Annotated in this window: 23 protein-coding genes and 1 tRNA gene; 19 read left to right on the top strand and 5 right to left on the bottom strand. The window is 38.4% G+C overall.

Annotation, left to right across the window (positions count from 1 at the left end; translation table 11 throughout):
• The first annotated feature begins 36 nt into the window (after positions 1 to 36).
• From U859_RS0109110 to U859_RS0109080, 7 genes are all read left to right on the top strand, one after another.
• On the top strand, positions 37 to 1197 hold the full coding sequence (locus U859_RS0109110; RefSeq protein ID WP_025143077.1) for a 1-deoxy-D-xylulose-5-phosphate reductoisomerase: 1161 nt from the start codon (positions 37 to 39) through the stop codon (positions 1195 to 1197).
• A gap of 28 nt (positions 1198 to 1225) precedes the next feature.
• The gene (gene rseP, locus U859_RS0109105) at positions 1226 to 2614 is read left to right on the top strand and encodes an RIP metalloprotease RseP (RefSeq protein ID WP_025143076.1); all 1389 of its coding nucleotides are present in this window, start codon (positions 1226 to 1228) and stop codon (positions 2612 to 2614) included.
• Between the two features lie 83 nt (positions 2615 to 2697).
• A complete protein-coding gene (locus tag U859_RS0109100; RefSeq protein ID WP_029985599.1) occupies positions 2698 to 3228 on the top strand; it encodes an iron-sulfur cluster co-chaperone HscB C-terminal domain-containing protein in 531 nt (176 codons plus the stop codon).
• A 186-nt stretch (positions 3229 to 3414) separates the two neighbouring features.
• Positions 3415 to 3726, top strand: a complete 312-nt coding sequence (locus U859_RS0109095) for a DUF3817 domain-containing protein (RefSeq protein ID WP_025143075.1) — start codon at positions 3415 to 3417, stop codon at positions 3724 to 3726.
• A 79-nt stretch (positions 3727 to 3805) separates the two neighbouring features.
• Positions 3806 to 3885 (top strand) — tRNA-Leu (locus U859_RS0109090).
• Between the two features lie 276 nt (positions 3886 to 4161).
• Positions 4162 to 5226, top strand: a complete 1065-nt coding sequence (locus tag U859_RS0109085) for a fatty acid desaturase family protein (RefSeq protein ID WP_025143074.1) — start codon at positions 4162 to 4164, stop codon at positions 5224 to 5226.
• Between the two features lie 45 nt (positions 5227 to 5271).
• Positions 5272 to 5589 (top strand): hypothetical protein, encoded by a 318-nt coding sequence (locus tag U859_RS0109080; protein WP_025143073.1) that lies wholly within the window; start codon positions 5272 to 5274, stop codon positions 5587 to 5589.
• A gap of 286 nt (positions 5590 to 5875) precedes the next feature.
• Here U859_RS0109080 and U859_RS0109070 read toward each other — a convergent pair whose 3' ends face one another.
• From U859_RS0109070 to U859_RS0109060, 3 genes are all read right to left on the bottom strand, one after another.
• Positions 5876 to 7081, bottom strand: coding sequence for an FAD-dependent monooxygenase (locus U859_RS0109070; RefSeq protein ID WP_025143072.1), 1206 nt, complete (start codon positions 7079 to 7081; stop codon positions 5876 to 5878).
• Positions 7082 to 7170: 89 nt separating this feature from the next.
• Positions 7171 to 7848, bottom strand: a complete 678-nt coding sequence (locus tag U859_RS0109065; RefSeq protein WP_025143071.1) for a MarR family winged helix-turn-helix transcriptional regulator — start codon at positions 7846 to 7848, stop codon at positions 7171 to 7173.
• 652 nt (positions 7849 to 8500) lie between these two features.
• Positions 8501 to 9208 (bottom strand): helix-turn-helix transcriptional regulator, encoded by a 708-nt coding sequence (locus U859_RS0109060; protein ID WP_025143070.1) that lies wholly within the window; start codon positions 9206 to 9208, stop codon positions 8501 to 8503.
• Positions 9209 to 9468: 260 nt separating this feature from the next.
• On the opposite strand from U859_RS0109060, the gene U859_RS0109050 reads away from it, so the two are divergent.
• The 7 genes from U859_RS0109050 to U859_RS0109015 all read left to right on the top strand — a co-directional run bounded on the left by U859_RS0109050 (position 9469) and on the right by U859_RS0109015 (position 14696).
• Complete coding sequence (locus U859_RS0109050; protein WP_025143068.1) at positions 9469 to 11532, top strand: hypothetical protein; 2064 nt, start codon at positions 9469 to 9471, stop codon at positions 11530 to 11532.
• Between the two features lie 2 nt (positions 11533 to 11534).
• Positions 11535 to 12401 carry an AAA family ATPase gene (locus tag U859_RS0109045; RefSeq protein ID WP_025143067.1) on the top strand — a complete coding sequence of 289 codons (867 nt, stop codon included), beginning with the start codon at positions 11535 to 11537 and terminating at the stop codon, positions 12399 to 12401.
• 1 nt (position 12402) lies between these two features.
• Positions 12403 to 13026: a hypothetical protein gene (locus tag U859_RS0109040; RefSeq protein ID WP_025143066.1), complete on the top strand. Its 624-nt coding sequence runs from the start codon at positions 12403 to 12405 to the stop codon at positions 13024 to 13026.
• 6 nt (positions 13027 to 13032) lie between these two features.
• The gene (locus U859_RS0109035) at positions 13033 to 13398 is read left to right on the top strand and encodes a hypothetical protein (protein WP_025143065.1); all 366 of its coding nucleotides are present in this window, start codon (positions 13033 to 13035) and stop codon (positions 13396 to 13398) included.
• A 2-nt stretch (positions 13399 to 13400) separates the two neighbouring features.
• The gene (locus tag U859_RS0109030; protein ID WP_025143064.1) at positions 13401 to 13601 is read left to right on the top strand and encodes a hypothetical protein; all 201 of its coding nucleotides are present in this window, start codon (positions 13401 to 13403) and stop codon (positions 13599 to 13601) included.
• 49 nt (positions 13602 to 13650) lie between these two features.
• The gene (locus U859_RS0109025; RefSeq protein ID WP_025143063.1) at positions 13651 to 14301 is read left to right on the top strand and encodes a DUF3164 family protein; all 651 of its coding nucleotides are present in this window, start codon (positions 13651 to 13653) and stop codon (positions 14299 to 14301) included.
• A 215-nt stretch (positions 14302 to 14516) separates the two neighbouring features.
• Positions 14517 to 14696 (top strand): hypothetical protein, encoded by a 180-nt coding sequence (locus U859_RS0109015; protein WP_025143062.1) that lies wholly within the window; start codon positions 14517 to 14519, stop codon positions 14694 to 14696.
• A 100-nt stretch (positions 14697 to 14796) separates the two neighbouring features.
• Here U859_RS0109015 and U859_RS0109010 read toward each other — a convergent pair whose 3' ends face one another.
• Positions 14797 to 15285, bottom strand: a complete 489-nt coding sequence (locus tag U859_RS0109010) for a hypothetical protein (RefSeq protein WP_025143061.1) — start codon at positions 15283 to 15285, stop codon at positions 14797 to 14799.
• A gap of 88 nt (positions 15286 to 15373) precedes the next feature.
• Positions 15374 to 15652, bottom strand: coding sequence for a hypothetical protein (locus tag U859_RS0109000; protein ID WP_025143060.1), 279 nt, complete (start codon positions 15650 to 15652; stop codon positions 15374 to 15376).
• Positions 15653 to 15853: 201 nt separating this feature from the next.
• Between U859_RS0109000 and U859_RS0108995 the strand changes: the two genes are divergently transcribed.
• From U859_RS0108995 to U859_RS30995, 5 genes are read left to right on the top strand one after another with little or no spacing between them, the layout of a single operon-like run.
• Positions 15854 to 16312: a CHAP domain-containing protein gene (locus tag U859_RS0108995; RefSeq protein ID WP_025143059.1), complete on the top strand. Its 459-nt coding sequence runs from the start codon at positions 15854 to 15856 to the stop codon at positions 16310 to 16312.
• Positions 16299 to 16796: a hypothetical protein gene (locus tag U859_RS0108990; RefSeq protein WP_162799907.1), complete on the top strand. Its 498-nt coding sequence runs from the start codon at positions 16299 to 16301 to the stop codon at positions 16794 to 16796. The genes U859_RS0108995 and U859_RS0108990 overlap by 14 nt, the downstream gene beginning before the upstream one ends.
• 11 nt (positions 16797 to 16807) lie before the next feature.
• Complete coding sequence (locus tag U859_RS0108985) at positions 16808 to 17983, top strand: DUF2586 family protein (RefSeq protein ID WP_025143057.1); 1176 nt, start codon at positions 16808 to 16810, stop codon at positions 17981 to 17983.
• Position 17984: 1 nt separating this feature from the next.
• Positions 17985 to 18398, top strand: coding sequence for a hypothetical protein (locus tag U859_RS0108980; RefSeq protein ID WP_029985596.1), 414 nt, complete (start codon positions 17985 to 17987; stop codon positions 18396 to 18398).
• Positions 18399 to 18406: 8 nt separating this feature from the next.
• Positions 18407 to 18958, top strand: a complete 552-nt coding sequence (locus U859_RS30995; RefSeq protein ID WP_025143055.1) for a hypothetical protein — start codon at positions 18407 to 18409, stop codon at positions 18956 to 18958.
• Positions 18959 to 19026: the final 68 nt, after the last annotated feature.

Here is a 19026-nt window from a genome sequence, read left to right as displayed (position 1 = left end):
TTTAATTATAATTAAGCATAACGATATTAAAACGATTTGAAAAGAATAACCATATTAGGTTCTACGGGAAGTGTAGGTACACAAGCACTTGAAGTTGTTAGGGATCATCCTACAGTTTTTAAAGTTTCTGTATTATCTGCCTTAAAGAATTCAGCATTACTCATTCAACAAGCGCTGGAATTTAAACCGGCAATTGTAGTCATCTGTGATGAAGGCAAGTATAACGAAGTTAAAAATGCTTTGTTTGGTCTTGATATTAAAGTTTTGGCTGGCGAAGCCGCTTTAGCACAGGTTGCTGCCTACGTTGATAGTGATGTCGTGCTTACGGCATTAATGGGATCAGTAGGGTTAAAACCTACCATTGCTGCTATAAAAGCGGGTAAAAACATTGCTTTGGCCAATAAAGAAACTTTGGTAGTAGCCGGAGAACTGATTACCCAATTGGCCATTGAGAACCAGGTGAAGATTTTGCCTGTAGATTCAGAGCATTCGGCCATATTCCAGTGTTTAGTGGGAGAGGAGCAAAATGAGATCGAGAAAATTTACCTCACTGCTTCCGGCGGACCATTTTTGGGCAAAACAAAAGATTTTCTTTCCACGGTAAAAAAAGAGCAGGCCTTAAAACATCCAAATTGGGTAATGGGCGCAAAAATCACCATCGACTCTGCTTCTTTAATGAACAAAGGTTTAGAGGTAATCGAGGCCAAATGGCTGTTTAACCTTGATGTAGATCAGATTGATGTCATCGTGCATCCACAATCTATTGTACACTCGCTTGTACAGTTTACCGATGGTTCAATGAAAGCGCAAATGGGTGTTCCGGATATGAAATTGCCCATTCAGTATGCTTTAAATTATCCCGACAGGCTAAAAAACAATTTTAAACGTTTTAACTTTCTGGAATATCCAAACTTTAGCTTTTTAAAAGCAGACATGGAAACCTTCAGGAATTTAGATTTGGCATTTACTTCCTTAAGAAAAGGAGGGAATATGCCCTGTATTTTAAATGCAGCAAATGAAATTGTTGTGGAGGCATTTTTGAAAGATAAAATCGGTTTCCTGCAGATGAGTGAGGTAATTGAGCAATGTATGGAAGAGATCAGTTTTATTGAAAAGCCACAATTGAGCGATTATTTAGAAACTGACAAACATAGCCGTATCTTAGCTGGCGAATTAGTAACAAAAAGTATAGTTTAACATCTAACATAAAATTTTATAAGAAAATATGAATGGATTGATTATGGCGGGGCAGCTGCTGCTTGGATTGTCTTTATTGGTAATATTACACGAATTAGGGCATTTTTTAGCAGCCAGGGCATTTGGCATTAAAGTAGAAAAGTTTTATCTGTTTTTTGATGCCTGGGGATTCAAACTTTTTAGTTTCAAAAAAGGTGATGTTGAATATGGAATAGGATGGCTGCCATTGGGCGGTTATGTGAAAATTGCAGGAATGATTGACGAGAGCATGGATACAGAGCAGATGGCTCAACCTGCTCAACCTTGGGAATTTCGCTCTAAACCAGCCTGGCAACGTTTAATTGTGATGTTAGGCGGTATTATCGTAAACGTAATTGTTGGTATTTTTATCTTTTGGATGTTAACCTTTAACATTGGCCAAAACTATACCGTTAACAGTAAATTAAATGATGGTATTTCGGTTGGAACGATTGGGAAAGAAATTGGCCTGCAGAATGGAGATAAGATTTTGGCCATCAATGGCAATAAGCTAATCCGTTTTGAAGATGCCATATCGAGTAAGGTTTTATTTGATGGCGCACAGTTAACGATTCTAAGAGAAAACAAAACCCTTTATATCTCGGTTCCTGATACCATTTTAAACAAAATATCGAAAAACGATAAAGAAAATTTTATCTCTCCGCGTTACCGGATGCAAAGTGTTGATAAGGTAAGTGCACCTGATGAAAAGGCCGATAAGCCTTCATTTTTTGACAAGCTTTTTGGTAGGAAATTCGAAAAACCAGTTTATCCGGCCTATGCTGCGGGTATAAAACCAGGAGATAGCATTTTAGCCGTTAACGGTAAGCCCATCACTTTCTTCGATCAGTTTAAAGAAGAGGTTTCTAAAAATAAATTGAAACCCGTTACCATTAATGCCCTTCGCAAAGGAAAAGAAATTACTTTCGATCTTAAAGTAAGCAAAGAAGGCACAATCGGTATTATTCCTAACTTAAGTACGCCTGAAACGGCACATGTTGATTTTGGTTTTATTGAGTCGTTTCCGGTTGGCGCAACCATGGCCTGGAGCACTTTTGTAGATAATGCAAAAGGTATTGGAAAAATGATTACCGGTAAATTGAGCGCCCGTAACATCAGCAGCCCTATTGGGATTGCAAAAGTATATGGCAGCACTTTCGACTGGGTTAAATTCTGGACTTTAACCGGGCTGATCTCAATGGCCCTGGCATTTATGAACTTATTGCCTATTCCGGGATTAGATGGAGGCCACGTAGTGTTTTTATTGATCGAAATGGTGCAACGTAAGCCTGTAAGCGAAAAAGTGCTGGAGAAGGCTCAGATTGTAGGCTTTGTAATCCTGATTTGTTTAATGGTGTTTGCTTTTGGTAATGATATTTTAAAATCTTTCGGTAAGTAAAACCAAATTGATATAATTGCCGCAGATGCGCAGATTTGATCATTCAGACTGTACATCTGCGGCTTTTTAATTTAATACATATCATGAGCGAAGCAACACAACAGCCAAATTATTTCGAATTTTACGATCTTCCAATACAGTTCAAGCCTGATCAAAATGCGGTGAAAGCAAAGTTTTATGCTTTGAGCAAGCAATATCATCCTGATTTTTATGCCAACGAAAGCGAAGAAAAGCAGCAGGAGGTACTTGATTTATCAACTTTGAACAATAAGGCCTACCAAACACTGAGCAATGCTAAAAAGAGCTTAAAATACGTATTGGAATTAAAGGGGATTGTAGCAACAGATGAAGGATATCAGTTATCGCAAAACTTCTTAATGGAAATGATGGATATCAACGAAGCCTTGATGGATATGGAATTTGAACCTGATGCAGAAAAACTGATACAGGTAAAACGCGATGTTGAAACCATAGAGAAAGATTTAGCGAGCGAGCTGGAAGACTTAAAAATTCAGTTTGATCAGGATCCAGAAAATTCTGAAGCGCTACTACCCGTCATAAAAGATAATTTTTACCGCCAGAAATATATAGATAGAATCAGGGAACGACTTTAGATGGATGAGGTGGGATGGAAAATGGATGATGGAATGGGTCTGGAGATAATTGTCAACTTTGCGGTTATCACCCTAAACTTTCCACCTTTCTGCCTTCTACCTTATAAAACACTCTATTGTCAAATCATTTTTTAGTTTTTGTTTGCTACCAGGTTTGTTTTACTTTCGAGGCAAACAATCAGATCAATGAACAGTTCCCTTTCTATTTTTCGTAAAGTAGCCGTAGCCGAAGGAATATCCTATCTGCTTTTATTATTTGTAGCCATGCCATTAAAATACTTCGCAAATATGCCATTGTATGTAAAATACACGGGATGGGTACATGGTTTGTTATTTGTGCTTTATGCCGTTACATTGGTATTGGCCTGGCAAGAGCAAAAATGGAAATTTGGTAAAGCATTATTAATATTTGTGGCTTCATTACTTCCTTTTGCTCCATTTATTGTAGATAGGAAGTTGAAAGATGAACGGCCAGAAAATGCAAGTGGCATACAATAAAAGAGTTATGAATTAATTGAAAATAATTTTTGGATTTTAACTTTCAATTTCTACATTTGCAACCCCGTCCAACACGAATGCCCGGATGGCGGAATTGGTAGACGCGCTGGTCTCAAACACCTGTGGGAAACCGTGCCGGTTCGACTCCGGCTCCGGGTACGATTTTAAGCCTAACTATTTGATAGTTAGGCTTTTTTGTTTTGAAAAAAAAATATTGAAACTGCCCCATTTTTTGTTTTTTTATGATTAAATATCTTTTAATTGATTGTTTTACAGGTGATTATATAAAATAAACTTAAATCCATATATGAACAATAAAAAGCCTATATTTACGTTTTAAAAATACACGCACCCGAAAAGGTGCATTCTTTTTGTTCTTGCGCGCAACGGGAATCCTCCTGGTTTGCTTAAAGATCAGGTGTTTAATCAGATCTTATGTCAAAAACATCTTTCGAATCCAGTTCCACTCCTTTTTTCAAATCATTAAAAGCAAAGGTAAACCATTACTTTTCGCAAACTGGTAAGAGCAGGAACGGTGGTCCGGCGCTTTTTTTTAAAGGACTTGGGCTTATATTATCTGCGATAGCCGTTTATTTTATTCTGGTATTTTACTCTCCACATTGGATCATTGCTGTGTTATTGTGCGCGGTTTTCGGGGCGAACCTGGCGGCCATTGGTTTCAATGTGATGCATGAAGGTGGACACGGGAGTTTTTCTAAACATAAGTGGATCAACTCGGTTTCAGCTTATTCGCTCAATATTATGGGGGGAACGATTCATTTCTGGAAACAAAAGCACAATATAGATCACCATACTTATACCAATATCGATGGTATGGATCACGACATCGATATTAAGTTTATGCGCATGCATGAAGAACAGCAGAGAAAAAATCACCACAGGTTTCAGCAGTATTACTGGATCCTGTTGTATGGAGTGTCTTATATCGCATGGGTACTATATCAGGATTTTGAGAAATATTTTTCTGGAAAAATGGGCAGAGATGGAAAAAAAATCAAGATTGATTTCAGGGAGCATCTGATTTTCTGGGTTACCAAACTAGGTTATATATCCATTTACCTGTTACTCCCGGTATTGATGCTGGGCTTTGCAAAAGCACTTATAGGGTTTATCATTGCAGCAGTAGTTTGTGGGTTTACCCTGAGCATTGTCTTTCAGTTGGCGCATGTAGTTGAGGGCACGTCTTTTCCGGAAAATATAAATGGAAAGATTCAAAATGAATGGGCAGTTCATCAGATCTCTTCCACGGCAAACTTTGCTACCAGGAGCAAACTGGCCTACTTTTTTCTCGGTGGACTTAATTTTCAGGTGGAGCACCACTTGTTCCCGGGAATCAGCCATGTGCATTATCCTAAAATTAATGAATTTGTAAAGGAGACCTGCAAAGAGTTTGATATTTGCTACCTGGAGCACCGGACGATGCTGAAGGCTTTTGTCTCGCACCTTTCTCATCTGAAAAAACTGGGCATAACAAATTAACAATTCGTCCGGATAATTATTGCTATAGGCAATTTAAAATATAATATGCAAAATGAAAACATAGCCTTACAGGCAAAGGTATTTTTATACCATTTAAACAACTCCAATGATGAAAATGGCATACGCCGTTACGAAAGCTGGACGCTCCAACAGGTGAGTGAAGAGTCTAAACTCGATATTGAAAGAAATTATTCTCCTACGGTTTCTACTAAAGTGGATCCGAAGGTTATGGAAGAATTCTCAACCAGTGTGATACTGAATCTTAAGGGGCAGCCGAAGATTAACGTTTCGAGTCTTTTTACAGATGTGCTGCCGGGAGCTGAATACATTATCGCATTTTCTACTGACCGCATCAGGAGGTAATATCTTAGTGCTGTATCTTGCCCGTCTTTTTGAAGTAAAATCAGTTTTATTAACCACTTAATCTAATAGTCTAATCTAGAATAAGGGAATATTGATGATTGATTTTATAGTAAATTAACCAAGAACAGGATTTGCTGAGTAGCTGCAATAGCACAGCAGTTGAAGGGTAACTTTTCCTTTCATTCTATGCATCCGGGCTGGTTGTTAGTAGTTGATCACCTTTATTTAGTTTATGAGAACAACCAGCCCGGAATTTTGCCCAACACATTTATTGGCTGTAACTGAATTATTGGTGATTAAAGTGTGGTAATTCTATTTTGTCTTTGGTGACATCCTTTTCTTTACTGCTAAAGAGCTTGCTGATTTTTTTTACAATATTGCTCGCCAGAATTCCAGCTACTGTATTGACTACGGACACGCCAAATTTTGATTTTGGATGTGCGAGCCATGGAACTCCTGGCGGCAAGCGCTGAACATCTTCGACGAATGGACGCATGCGTTTTTCATAGGCTGCAAATGCATCCTCATGTTTTTCATGCTGCGAAAGTTCTCCTGCTAATAAATAAGCGCCCACGATGGCTAAAGTGGTACCCATGCCTGTGAGGGGAGTAGGGCAGTAAGCTGCATCGCCAATCATTCCTGTGCGGCCATTAAACCATCTTGGCGCATGTACCTGGCTGATGCCATCAAAGTATACATCTTCATTTTTTTCGATTTCCTTTTTCAGGCGTTGTTCTTCCCAGCCTATACCTGACAGTTTTTCTTTTAATATTTTTTTCTGTTCCGCGTTTGATAATTGTTGATACCCTATGTGATCAGAAAGAAAGCTGAATGATGCCCTTGTGGTACCATGATTATCCGGGCGGAGCAATAAGACTCTTGATCCTGTTGCAGTATACCAACGCGCCCAATTCGTATCTGTATCTTGTTTCGGTATAGTGTACCACGCATTATAAAGTCCCATAAATTTTATTTCTGGTTCCTCGCCAAAAAGGAGTTGTCTTGTAGTAGATCGAATGCCCTCTGCAACAATCAGTAAATCAGTTATATCTGTGCTACCATCGCTATAGGTTATTTTAACATTTGAGTTATCCTGATTTACGGCTTCAATGTATTTGCTAAAAATATACTGAGCATCATCTTTTGTTTTGTTGTAAAGTATGTTTACCAAATCTCCCCTTAAGATTTCAGCCTCGCTGGTAAAACTTCCAGGTCCATCTGCCGGAAAGGCCGCTTCAACTTTGTTGTTCCTGTTTACGAATTGCAGGCCTATTTCTCCGGTATTTGCATCCAGGATTTCTTGTTCGATTCCCATCATCCTTGCAATTGCCCTGCCTGCCCCCCTTATATCAAGGTTCTGTCCGCCCAATCTCAGTGATTTTGAGCGTTCTACTACGGTTACGTCAAACCCGTATTTGGCCAGCCAGAAAGCTAATGTGGGACCCGCTATGCTCGCTCCTGATATCAATACTTTTTTATTTCCATTTTTCATATTTTAATTGCTTATGTGTTTTGGTGGTTGGATAAATTCTTTAAACCGGTATACTCCAATTGATGTTCTATGGTAATTTTAATATTGCTCTATAAGGCTTCCCTGATCTCAGATTTATCGTTAAGTTCTTCCAAAGTCAAATCTTTATAATTTATGAAGATATCATGATGGTGATAATCCAGCTTCCGAAGGAGAAATGATAATGAACTTATTTCGCCCAGATTAAGGTTTCCGACCACCATTTTGCCTACTAATCCCATTCTGGGAAGTAAATCTGCTATTTCCTTTTTTCCTTTAGTTGTAATAGCTACTAAAACACTCCTTTTGTCGTTTGGGTTATCAAACTCTTCAATCATCTCTTTTTTCAATAATCTTTTGATGACTTCCATGCCTGAAGTTTTTTCCATAACCAGCTTATTAATTAACCCGGTTTTGCTTAGGGAAGGATAGGTTAGCAAAACGATCAAAAATGAAAATTCATCGAGGGTATGGATGTTGCCTTTTGTAATTGCCTTTTTAAAATACATTACTGCGTAACGGTAAATAAAAACCAGCATCGTAGCAATTTCCGTGTTCTGGTCCTGGCTCTCTCTTACCCATTCTTCTTGCCCGCCAGAGATATCTCGATGAGCAGAGGGATTACTTCCGTGGTTGGCATTTAAATAACCCACAAAATCGGCCATTGTATATTCTTTTTCACCCTGATAATTTTCATCAAAGTCGAACAGGTGCTCAACTAATTTGTGTAATATTTCTTTTTTAGTCATGAATATAAAATGTTTACGTATCAAAACTATACAAAAATAAGGTAATAATTGATATTTTATTTTTAATTATGAATGTTTACGTACTATTTTGATAGTATTTAATAATATCCCAAAATACTTTCTTTTGGTATTAAGAAAATAAATTCAGGCTATGTGTACTATAAAACGATAGGTGCATTGTTGATTGAAGGGCAAGATTATAGAAGCTGAGTATTGGTGCTCAGGATGCAGTTTTTAGCTAAAGAAATATGGATGCTGAAAGAACAAATTGTACAAACTAATATGATATACCTTTAAAATGAGAACTTAAGTGTATAGGAAGGTGATGGCCGTATATTGCCCTTATTGACGTTTAATTGGGTTTTAAGCCTGATTTCGCTTCTGTAGAGCTCCTTTTAGGGGCTTTTTTTATGAGTTAAATTTTAATAAGTATTTTAAACAGGGTTACACTTAGGGTTACTTGTAGGGTTACAATTCTGCTAAAAAATGACTGTTTCAAAGGCTGTAAATTGCCTAGAAAGCGCTAAAATAATCACATTTTATAGTGATTAAGTATCCCAAATTACCTTAATAATTTAAGTGCTTTTTTATTTAAGTATTTGTTTTATAGTTTGTTATGTTTGTTGGTGCTGTTTTAGTGGTGTGGAGTGCTTTAAGACATGTTGTTTATCCTGATGCTGGCCTTTACTAAAGCTAAACTGTTGATGCCATCAATTCTGATATCTTTAGCCTGGTGGTTGGAGTTTTGACTTACCAGTTTAATGTATTCATCTCCCTTTTCTGATTTTTGAATGTATTTCACTGTTACCATTTCATCACCATCAAACGAATATGACAAGAGATACATTTCTCCCCAAAAAATATTCTCTACAAAGTTTTGAATTACCTTATAGATTACGATATCACCCGATTTTAATAAAGGATACATGCTATCTCCAACAATACTGATGGCGCCGTCGCATTTCGGCAGATTAGGTATTTTAATGCGATCTAAAATGTTGGCCTTTTCATTAAATACCGAAGTTAAGCCTGCTGCCGCCTGAAAATCGTACAGGGGAATTTCCTGTAATTCTTGTTTAATATCTGTACGCATCAAATATTTTTTGTTAAGTATAGCAACTTGTTCGTTCGTGGGATTTTGAGTTTCTTTCATCATTAAGCCGGTTCCAGTGATTAACCACTCTAGATTTATATCTCTGTATTTCGAGTAAAATTTCTCAACCGTATCCATGGTAAGACCGCTGCTTTTGTCCAAAACGCCATTAGAAATGCCAGTTTCGTTATAAAATTTGTTCTTACTAACTCCTTTTATTTCAAGGTATTGAATGATACGCTCCTTCTGAGTTGAGATATTTTTCATGATTTATTTTTAAAATTGAGATATTTATCTATACATTTGCTTTCGTATTGAAAGCAATAAGAGCAATGAACAAAAGTAATCAAAATCGTAATACATACAATACCGTGGTCATCTCCGAATTATCATCGCGCCACGGATTTACAAAAATTTTTATAAGGCAATGCCTTAAGGGCGACCGCAATAGCTTAACAGCTGACACCATTAGAAAAGAATATAAACAACTTGTAAAGAAAGTAGAAACCGCGTTAAACCACTAATTTATGCATAACTCTCCGTACGAATTATTTAACAATCAATATGGTGTACGCTTGAGCTACATTGTAAGCGATGTAGATAAGCGTCATGCCGAGAGTGTTGCTTTATTTAGCTACAGTGCCTATAAACTGCGTTCTCACCGCAATGAAGGTTTCAGGATTAAAGAAGGAAGAGGCCTCGGTAACGAAGCCTTGATAAATTTCTCAAAATTACCGTTGCAGGAGCAAAATGTACTGGTTGAAAAATGGGGTGATCCCGCTAAAACAACCAAACATCATCAATTTAAAGATTTTATCATTCCTGACGCAGAAGCGCTTAATTTTTTTAGTGGATACCGTCTTGCCGACGGTCGGTCGTTGCCTAAGGAAGTTATTTTAAATTATACCATGCACGCTTCAATATTAAATGCATGTCATACCATCACCACTAACAACAGTGCAAAACGTAAAACAATGGGTGGGGTAAAGGTTAATATGTGGGAAAAACTGGCCAATTGCGTATTAAACTTAGATAAGAAAGAATTTGCACATGCTTTACCACCAAACTACCGCCGTTTACAGGAAAAGTTTAGAAAATATAAAAAAGAGGGATATACAGCTTTAATACACAGGGGATTTTGTAATGATAACAGCAGAAAGGTAACAGTAGATGTAGAACGCTTGATTTTGAGCTTATACATTGCACAAAACAAACCTTACGTGGGCGATGTAAGCAACGATTACCTTCGTTTTCTGGCTGGTGATATCGATATTTTTGATTTCGAGACAGGTGAGATTTTTGATCGTAATCAATTCTGTGAAAACGGACAACCGATCACCTTAAGTGAAGCCACGGTTTGGAACTACATTAATGAACCAGGCAACAGGATTGTTGTGGATAAGTTCAGAAGCGATAGTCTCACGTTTAATAGTATACACCGCCCGCATCACCACAGGCATGCACCCAATTACTCTTTCAGTAAAATATCAATGGATGACCGTGATTTACCACGGAAAATGCCAAATGGTAATCGGGTTAAGGCTTATTATGCTTATGATATTACTAGTGGATGTGTAATTGGGGCAGCATATAGTCAAACTAAAGATAAAGTACTGTTTATCGATTGTATGCGCAATATGTTTCATTTTCTTGATCGAAATGGATATGGCATGCCAATGCAGGTAGAGGTAGAGCATCACCTGGTAAATACTTTCAAGGATGATTTAATGCAGGCTGGAGTAGTTTTTCCATTCGTACGCTGGTGTAACCCTGGAAACTCGCAGGAAAAATGGGCCGAAACCGGTAACAGGGTTAAAAAGTATGGTTATGAAAAACGTTACCAGGATGGTATAGGCAGATTTTATTCGCGTTTGGAAGCCAATAAAACCAAAAGTGAGAAAATATTCGATGCTCAGAACGATAACTATAAAGAGAAAAGATATTCATATCAGGTGCTTGTAGCTGATGATAAAGAAATTATTGAGAAATATAATAATGACCTGCATCCAAACCAAAAAAAATACAAGGATTTAACACGGGCGCAGGTTTTGGTAATGTATACAAACCCCGAATTGGCCCAGATAGACCGGGCGCTGTTGCTACGCTACATCGGCAATGTTGCTGCCACAAGCATCAGAAGGAGTCAGTATGTACAGGTACAATATGCCAAATACGCTTTGCCTGATCCTAAAATGATGGAGCGCCTGGCGCCTAACAATTATGAGGTTAAGGCCTACTATCTGCCAAACGAGCTCGGAGAAACCGAAAGTGTTTACCTCTATCAAAATGATTTATTTATCTGCAAATGCGATAAGATAAAGGCATACAATAGCGCAAATGCCGAATGGAACGAAGAAGATCCGCTTAGCTATTCGCAACAGGCAAGCTATGTATCCCAATTCGATAGGATGGTTAAACAAAGAAAAGCCAGTTTATCGAAACTTAAAATCATCGAAAACACCAATTACTACGCAGAAGAAGAAGTAGAAGCGGTTGCCGAAACTGCAATGCAGCCCAACAAGCTATTTGATTGGCCAGATGAATACGCTCATGAAGATTACAACCGATTAGACGCTATAAACGCATTATAAATATGATACCCGAAAACATAAAAACTAAAATTGTTGCCGCAATGGAGCTGCAGCGATCAAAATTTGCGAGTGATGCTGCACAGGCGGTGGCTTTAGGTATAAATGCCGCACAGCTTAACCGTATAAAAAAGGGAGACACACAAAATGTGCTAAGCCATGGAAAATGGATCAATATCGCCAGGAAACTTGATGTACAATTAAATGATGCACCAGCCTGGGTAACTGCAAAAACGAATGTTTTTCACTTTGTATATACCCAGCTCGAAACTTGTCAAAATAATTCCCTGTCAGGAATATTGTGCGATATGGCGGATATAGGAAAAACCTATACCGCCCGCCAATATGTTAAAGAGCATCAAAACTCGGTATATGTAGACTGTGCCCAGGTTAAAAGCAGACAGAAATTAATCCGCTATGTTGCTCAAGAATTCGGTGTAAACCACACCAGCAGATATACAGATGTATATAACGACCTGATTTATTATCTGCGCAGCATTGATAAACCCATTATTGTACTCGATGAAGCTGGCGACCTGGATTATCCTGCCTTTTTAGAGCTAAAAGCTTTATGGAATGCAACCGAACGGTTCTGTGCCTGGTATATGATGGGCGCCGAAGGCCTGGAAGCCAAAATAACCAGAAATAAAGACCTTAAAAAAGTGGGTTACACAGAAATATTCAGCCGTTTCGGCAATAAGTATCAGCAGGTGGTACCTCAGGGGAAAGAAGCCAGGGAAGATTTTATCAAACGCCAGGTGGCTATGGTGGCAAAAGTAAACGGGGCCATTGATATACAGAAAATCTATGCCAGAACAGGAGGGAGCCTCCGTCGTGTATTTACTGAAGTTCAAAAATTAAAAGCAGTATAAAATGAATTTAAAAAGAGCATTAAGCGGTGCCGAAGTAAAGACCATGAAATTTAAAACCATGGATTTTACAGGCGGATGGCTGGACTTGCTGGGCAAACCAGAGCCTGCCGGCTGCTGGTTGGTATGGGGCAACTCCTTTAACGGTAAAACACGTTTTGTACTTACCCTTTGCAAATACCTCACCGCTTTCGGAAAAGTAGCATATGATAGTTTGGAAGAGGGTTTTTGCAAAGATATGCAGGATGCATTGATCGATGTAGGTATGGAAGATGTTAAAAACAAATTTCAGTTTTTAGGTAAAGAAAGCATTCCTGATCTGGTTAACAGACTCGATAAACCCAAAAGTGCAGCCATTGTGGTGATAGATAGTTTGCAGTATTCGGATCTCAACCTAAAATCGTACAAAGAACTGCGCGCCAGGTTCCCTAAAAAGTTATTCATCATCATCAGTCATGCCGATGGTAAAGAACCTGAAGGCCGGGTGGCCAAAAAAATTAAATATGATGCAGCCAAAAAGATCAGGATCGAAGGCTATCGTGCTTTTTCGCAAGTACGCGGAAAAGGATCTGCACATTATGATATATGGCCTGCAGAGGCAGCAAGGTATTGGAACGAACTAACCTGATCAAAAATGAAAAACTTTAACCAGCACATCAAAGAGATGTCGCAGCATCTGAACCTGAGCGAGGAAGCGGTTCTTAATCTATTTCTGGATCTGGCAGACGAATTTTTAATGGATTATGCAGGTAATGCGAATGCCGCTAAAATTTGGAAGGCAACACCTGAGTTTTGGTTATGGTGGCAGCAAATGTGGCAAAACCGGGATAAGATGATTTTGAAGCGATATCCTCAACGGTTAACCGGTAAAAATACATTAAGTCTTTATTCAGTATGGCAAAGTCCGAAATATAATGTCATAAAACCAACCCAGGTGGTTTGCGAGGCCTTTATGCGTACTATAAAACAAAAGAAAATTTTACTTAAACAACTTATATAACTATGGAATTACAACAAATTGAAAAGCTGCTGAAATATTACAACAACAGCGAAATAAGGGTAACTAACGATATGCATCCGCATTTTAATGCTGTAGGAGATGTAATTGGGGGTGAAGAAACAGGCCTTAAAGTAAAACGTTTCGATACCCAGCAAATCTTTTTTGTACAGGCTGCCGATATTAAGATTACAAAGCGAAAATAAATCCTTAAAAACTAATAAAATACAATTAACCCAATAAAATAGAAAGAAAATGCAAAACACATCAATCAACATCAACGAATTAAGCACTGCTCAACTGGAAAAATTACTTGCCGATAAAAAGAAAGCTGAAAAACAGCAGCGCATGGCTGAAAAGGCTGCTTACGAAAAAGATAAAGATGGTACCATTGAAGTATTGTGGGATGAAGCTAATGAACTGGCATTGGCAACAGCCAGGTTTAAAAATAAACTGCATACCATTATGGATCTGCAGGCCGAGAAACTGAATCAATATGGTGGCATTAGAGGCAACAGCAAAGGCGGCTTTGCAATTGTACACAGCAGTGGCGCTAAAAACATTACCCGGCGTAGAGATACCGATCGTTTTTGGGATGAACGTGCAACAAAAGCTGTTGGTTTAATTAGGGATTTTTTAAGTGATACTGTTAAAAAAAGAGACGCACAACTCCATGATATTTTAATGAGTTTTCTGGAGAGAAATGTTAAAGGTGATTTAGAATACGCTAAAGTAATGGATTTACTTAAACATGAAGATAAATTTAACGACGTGCGCTGGGTAAATGGTTTACAACTAATTAAAGAAAGTTATAGCCAATCGTTTAAAGCCTTTGGTTACGAATTTAAAAAAAGAAATCAAACCGGTAAATGGGAGAGTCTGAGCCTTAATTTTTCAAGTCTTTAAACCTGGTAATGATAAATAACACAACAAAGGAAATCATACTTTCCATTTTAGTATTTGGAATCATTTTTATCATTGGTGTGCTAATGGATTATCTGAGTAGGACAAAAGCATCAAAAGATACTGAACGCATAGATGATACCTAAAAGCAAACGGCTTTAAAAACAGCATTTATAAATAACATATAATAATAAAATCACATTAAATAAATTTATACCATGGCAAAACAACAATTTAAATTACGGAATCAGGATGTTAAAACCTATTTCGACGATTTGTGCAGGAAGTACCCGGAGTGGCGCTTAGATGCACTTGAGGAAAAAACGGCACAACGTTTCTACATTAGTCCGCGTACAGTTAGGGCAATCTTAAAGGGCGAAGGCAATTACGCCCTTTAAGTGCAGTTTAAATAATCTTTAAACCGCATTAAGGCATGTATTATCGCTAAACCATCCATGCCTTTAAGCTAATTTTTAAATTTTCCTTAACATTCATCGCCTATTCTAAGGTGATTTTCTTTGTTGAGTATTTTGGAGCAGATATTTTATAAACCATTGTTGAAAAAGTGAGTTTATAGATCGAAATATCAATAACGCCTGCTTCTTCATCCTCAATTACATTTTCTTCTGCCAGCTGTTGCAGGGGTGTAAATAAGTCACCCTTTAAAAATTGCAGCCCATCTGCAATTTGATCAATCAGATCAATCTCAGCCAATCCATCACTATTTCCTGTAGTACCCAGAATATGGTCAGCAAAACCATCTCTGGTATATAATTTTACCTCAACTGTGGCAATCCCTTCTTGTCGGTGTTCAACCATAGTGGTCCATTGTATCGGTAAAATTTTAATCAAACAGGCGGTATGGTACTGGATATAATTTTCGTTGCCAGGGCCAAATTGTTTACGGTGTAAATCAACATATTCAATACCTGTTATAGCGTTAAGTTTATCTCTTACCGCTAAAAATAATTCCTTGCGTGGTGTCATAATTTTTGTCTCTTTTTAAGTTGTTTAACACAATGCCCTGTATTTACAATGGCATTGTGCTGTGCAGGTGTTTTTGCGATAAGCATAATTAATAAGTTGCCTCTATATGTAAACTGTTCTCATCAGTAAACCTCAGCTCCTTTACCTTCATCCTATCATATTCAAAATTCTGTTTGGCCTCAATCAGCATGGCCGTTGCATTCTCTCCGTTTAAGAGGTTTAAAATGCCTACCCCAAGTTCAGGGTATTGCTTGTACTCGCCTTTTTCGGCGATTAGAATGTGTTTTTGGTGCAACTCGTCTGAGAAGCCTACAAGGAAATCTCCTTGTTCCAATTCTAAGTCTGTGTTAAATATTAAGTCTTGCATGTTTTAATTATATCAGCAAATCTCTATCAATTTTAAGTCTTCATGAAAACAGGAATCAGGCATTGTAGGCACACTTTACAAGGCTTGTTAAATAAAATACAATGCCTGATACCCAATTTTTTTAGCCCCCAAAATCGTTGCAGTTTTGTCCTAACAACGGGGGATAAACACATCAACTCCCGATAAAAATCAAAGAGAAAAATGATAGACTGGATTAGTGTTGCTCAAAAACAAATAGGCGTAGAAGAATACCCAAAAGGAAGCAATGGCGGTAAACAGGTAGAAGTTTATTTAAAAGCTGTTGGTTTAGGTAAAGGTTACGCATGGTGTATGGCATTTGTGTATTGGTGCGTGCTTCAGGCATGTACGGCAAAAGGATTAAAAATGCAACTGAAACGTACCGGCGGAGTAAATGATCAGTATATCGCCTGCAAAAGTTTAGCTGTAAATACACCTCAGGCGGGCGACATATTTATCATGCTTAACCCGAACGGGACCGGACATACCGGATTTATTGAAAAGGTGCTCGGTAATGGGATTGTACAAACCATTGAAGGGAACACAAATGCCGACGGATCGAGAGAAGGATATCAGGTAGCAAGACGTACCAGGAATATAAAAACCATTAAAGCATATATCAGATTAAATGGAGCGGTTTAGGATAGTTTTTTTCGGGTTGATTGTACTTTGTTTGCAGGTGGCTTGCCGTTCCAGGCAGGTTGCCACAAACGAGGTATCAAAAACCAAAACCGTTACCCGGATACAACGCGATACCATTATAAAAACAGATCCGGACAGCAGCTTTTATAAAGCATGGATTGATTGCATTAATGGCAAACCAGTTCTTAAACCGAGCAGCGAAATAAAAAAGGCAGGTAATTACCTCCATGTTCCAAACGTAAAAATAGAAGGCAACGAGCTGAATGTAGACTGTTATGCCGTTGCACAAAACCTATTTAAAACATGGCAGCAGCAATACATTGAAGAGCGAGAAACTGCAACAATCATAAGGCCTCCGATTGAGGTTGAGAAACCTTTAACATGGTGGCAGAACTTACAGATTTATCTGGGACGAGCAGCACTTTTACTCAGTGTGGTATACCTGGTGTACCGCTTAATTAAACAAAAATTAAAAATAAATTAAATAGCGTTAAAATGAATTTACCTTCAGTAAAATTTAACATTCAAAACGGCGGTTTATTACAACAGCCAGCAACAAGCGATAAAGTTATCGGACTTATTGCAACCGGAGTAGCCGTAACCGGAACCCCGGGCCTAACACTTGATACCTCGTATCAGTTATTCAGTTTAAGCGATGCAGAAAACATCGGAATCGTAGCAGGCGGTACCAACGATTTTATCTACAAACAGTTAGAACAGTTTTATACCGAGGCTGGTCAGGGTGCCGAGTTATGGTTAATGCTGGTATCGGCAGCAACCACTTATACCGAGATGCTCGATGTAACCAAAGCACATGCTAAAAAATTACTTGCCGATGCAGGTGGCGCAATCCGTGTATTAGGTGCTGTAAAAAAATCGACTGGTAGCGAAGTTGCTGTAGAAGGTTTAGATGGCGATGTGCATACTGCAGTAGTTAAAGCACAGGCTTTGGCCGATTATTATGCAGAAAAGTATATGCCTGTACGTGTAATTATTTCTGGTAACAATTACAGCGGAACCATTGCCGATTTAAAAGACTACACTACAACTGCATTTAACAGGGTAGCTTGCCTGTTGGCCAATACCGATGCTTCTAAAGTAGCTTCAGTTGGTTTAGCATTGGGTCGCTTGGCAAAAACACCTGTACAAAGAAACCTTGGCCGTGTAGCCGATGGTGCCGTAGAAAATCTTACCGCTTACTTTACAAATGGCGAAAAGGTAGAGAGCCAGCAAGATGCCTGGGATGCCGTTTATAACAAGGGTTACATCTTTTTAAGATCATTTGTAAGTAAGAGCGGTTATTATTTCAGCGATGATTTAACCTTAACCAGCGAAACAGACGATTTTAACAGTTTAGCACGTGGTTTGGTATTGGATAAGGCCATTATTTTAGCCTACGCATCATTAGTAAATAACTTATTGGATGAGGTTGAAGTTGCAGCTTCAGGCGCAATCCATCCGGCAGTTGTAAAAAGCTGGCAAAGTCAGGTCGAAAATGCCCTAAACACCATGGTTGCCGCTGGTAACTTATCAAACGTAGAGGTTTATATCGACGAAAATCAGAACATTTTAAGCACAGGCATTATGCAGGTTGTAATCAAATTACAGCCAGTTGGATATGCGAAGCAGATTACCGTAAACATTGGTTTTACCACAACAATTAATAACTAATATGATCTTTGGAAGTAAACAATATTCGTGGAGCGATGTAAGCATCGCCATAGGCGGAAAAATTATCAACGGTGTAACAGAGGTAGAGTACACTGTGAAAAAAGAAAAAGAAGCCCTTTACGGCCGTGGTTCTGATCCACACGCTATTTTAAGTGGTAAAAACACTTACGAAGGGAAGCTGGGCATTTGGCAGAGCGAACTCGAAAGTTTGGTTCAATCTGCACCGAACCGCGATGTATTATCACTAAAATTTGATGTAGTGATTACCTACGTGCCAGAAGATGGTGGTGCTATTGTGGTTGATATTCTTAAAAACGTAGAATTTACGGAAGTAAAGAAAGCCATGAAACAGGGTGATAAAAATATGGTAGTAGAAATGCCTATCGTTTTCACAAAAATTAAAACCCAACAATAACCCCAATCATGAGTAAAGTTACAACCCAACAGATTGCCGACTGGAAAAAACAGCATACCGATGTGTACCAAATGCCTATCGATGATAAGGTATGTTATTTGAGAGCACCACTAATGGTAGACTGGAAAAGGGCATTTACAATTATGCAGAAAAGCGGCGACGTAGGTTTTGCCGAAGAGATGCTGGCCACCTGCTGGTTAGGAGGTGATGAAGAGATCAGAACAAAAGACGATTATTTTTTATCAGCGCGTAAAGAAATCGCCTCCCTGTTTAATTATTCGGAAGCAGTTGTTACTCCTGTGGAGAACAGAAGCTCTAAAATTACAATCGACGAGTTTAGTTGTGTTGTAAGGGTAATTACCAGGGAAGATTTGAAACTGGCAGATAAAAGAAATCCATCAAATAAGCCTTTTGTAACGCAAGAAGCTCTGTTTGATCTGATTTGTACCGAAAAGGACGAAGCATTTAATGATAAAAACAATGCAAGTTTAAGGTTCCCGCTTTATCAGGCCATCGAAAATTTACAAAATCAAAAAGCTGCTCAGCTAAAAAAGCTTTAACCGAGGCTGTCGTTGATCCCGACGACACCTCAGCTTACTCATTAGCTGAAATTAGTGTAAGGCTAGGT

Source organism: Pedobacter jeongneungensis (assembly GCF_000633455.1).
Classification (GTDB): Bacteria; Bacteroidota; Bacteroidia; order Sphingobacteriales; family Sphingobacteriaceae; genus Pedobacter; species Pedobacter jeongneungensis_A.
The sequence above is the reverse complement of the archived record's forward strand: the minus strand, read 5'-3'. Positions and strand labels throughout refer to the sequence as shown.

Bases quoted from the DNA above. Each gene is read 5' to 3' on its own strand.
- rseP (WP_025143076.1), top strand. From the start codon at position 1,226: ATGAATGGATTGATTATGGCGGGGCAGCTGCTGCTTGGATTGTCTTTA.
- U859_RS0109100 (WP_029985599.1), top strand. From the start codon at position 2,698: ATGAGCGAAGCAACACAACAGCCAAATTATTTCGAATTTTACGATCTT.
- U859_RS0109095 (WP_025143075.1), top strand. From the start codon at position 3,415: ATGAACAGTTCCCTTTCTATTTTTCGTAAAGTAGCCGTAGCCGAAGGA.
- U859_RS0109085 (WP_025143074.1), top strand. From the start codon at position 4,162: ATGTCAAAAACATCTTTCGAATCCAGTTCCACTCCTTTTTTCAAATCA.
- U859_RS0109080 (WP_025143073.1), top strand. From the start codon at position 5,272: ATGCAAAATGAAAACATAGCCTTACAGGCAAAGGTATTTTTATACCAT.
- U859_RS0109070 (WP_025143072.1), bottom strand. From the start codon at position 7,081: ATGAAAAATGGAAATAAAAAAGTATTGATATCAGGAGCGAGCATAGCG.
- U859_RS0109065 (WP_025143071.1), bottom strand. From the start codon at position 7,848: ATGACTAAAAAAGAAATATTACACAAATTAGTTGAGCACCTGTTCGAC.
- U859_RS0109060 (WP_025143070.1), bottom strand. From the start codon at position 9,208: ATGAAAAATATCTCAACTCAGAAGGAGCGTATCATTCAATACCTTGAA.
- U859_RS0109050 (WP_025143068.1), top strand. From the start codon at position 9,469: ATGCATAACTCTCCGTACGAATTATTTAACAATCAATATGGTGTACGC.
- U859_RS0109045 (WP_025143067.1), top strand. From the start codon at position 11,535: ATGATACCCGAAAACATAAAAACTAAAATTGTTGCCGCAATGGAGCTG.
- U859_RS0109040 (WP_025143066.1), top strand. From the start codon at position 12,403: ATGAATTTAAAAAGAGCATTAAGCGGTGCCGAAGTAAAGACCATGAAA.
- U859_RS0109035 (WP_025143065.1), top strand. From the start codon at position 13,033: ATGAAAAACTTTAACCAGCACATCAAAGAGATGTCGCAGCATCTGAAC.
- U859_RS0109030 (WP_025143064.1), top strand. From the start codon at position 13,401: ATGGAATTACAACAAATTGAAAAGCTGCTGAAATATTACAACAACAGC.
- U859_RS0109025 (WP_025143063.1), top strand. From the start codon at position 13,651: ATGCAAAACACATCAATCAACATCAACGAATTAAGCACTGCTCAACTG.
- U859_RS0109015 (WP_025143062.1), top strand. From the start codon at position 14,517: ATGGCAAAACAACAATTTAAATTACGGAATCAGGATGTTAAAACCTAT.
- U859_RS0109010 (WP_025143061.1), bottom strand. From the start codon at position 15,285: ATGACACCACGCAAGGAATTATTTTTAGCGGTAAGAGATAAACTTAAC.
- U859_RS0109000 (WP_025143060.1), bottom strand. From the start codon at position 15,652: ATGCAAGACTTAATATTTAACACAGACTTAGAATTGGAACAAGGAGAT.
- U859_RS0108995 (WP_025143059.1), top strand. From the start codon at position 15,854: ATGATAGACTGGATTAGTGTTGCTCAAAAACAAATAGGCGTAGAAGAA.
- U859_RS0108990 (WP_162799907.1), top strand. From the start codon at position 16,299: ATGGAGCGGTTTAGGATAGTTTTTTTCGGGTTGATTGTACTTTGTTTG.
- U859_RS0108985 (WP_025143057.1), top strand. From the start codon at position 16,808: ATGAATTTACCTTCAGTAAAATTTAACATTCAAAACGGCGGTTTATTA.
- U859_RS0108980 (WP_029985596.1), top strand. From the start codon at position 17,985: ATGATCTTTGGAAGTAAACAATATTCGTGGAGCGATGTAAGCATCGCC.
- U859_RS30995 (WP_025143055.1), top strand. From the start codon at position 18,407: ATGAGTAAAGTTACAACCCAACAGATTGCCGACTGGAAAAAACAGCAT.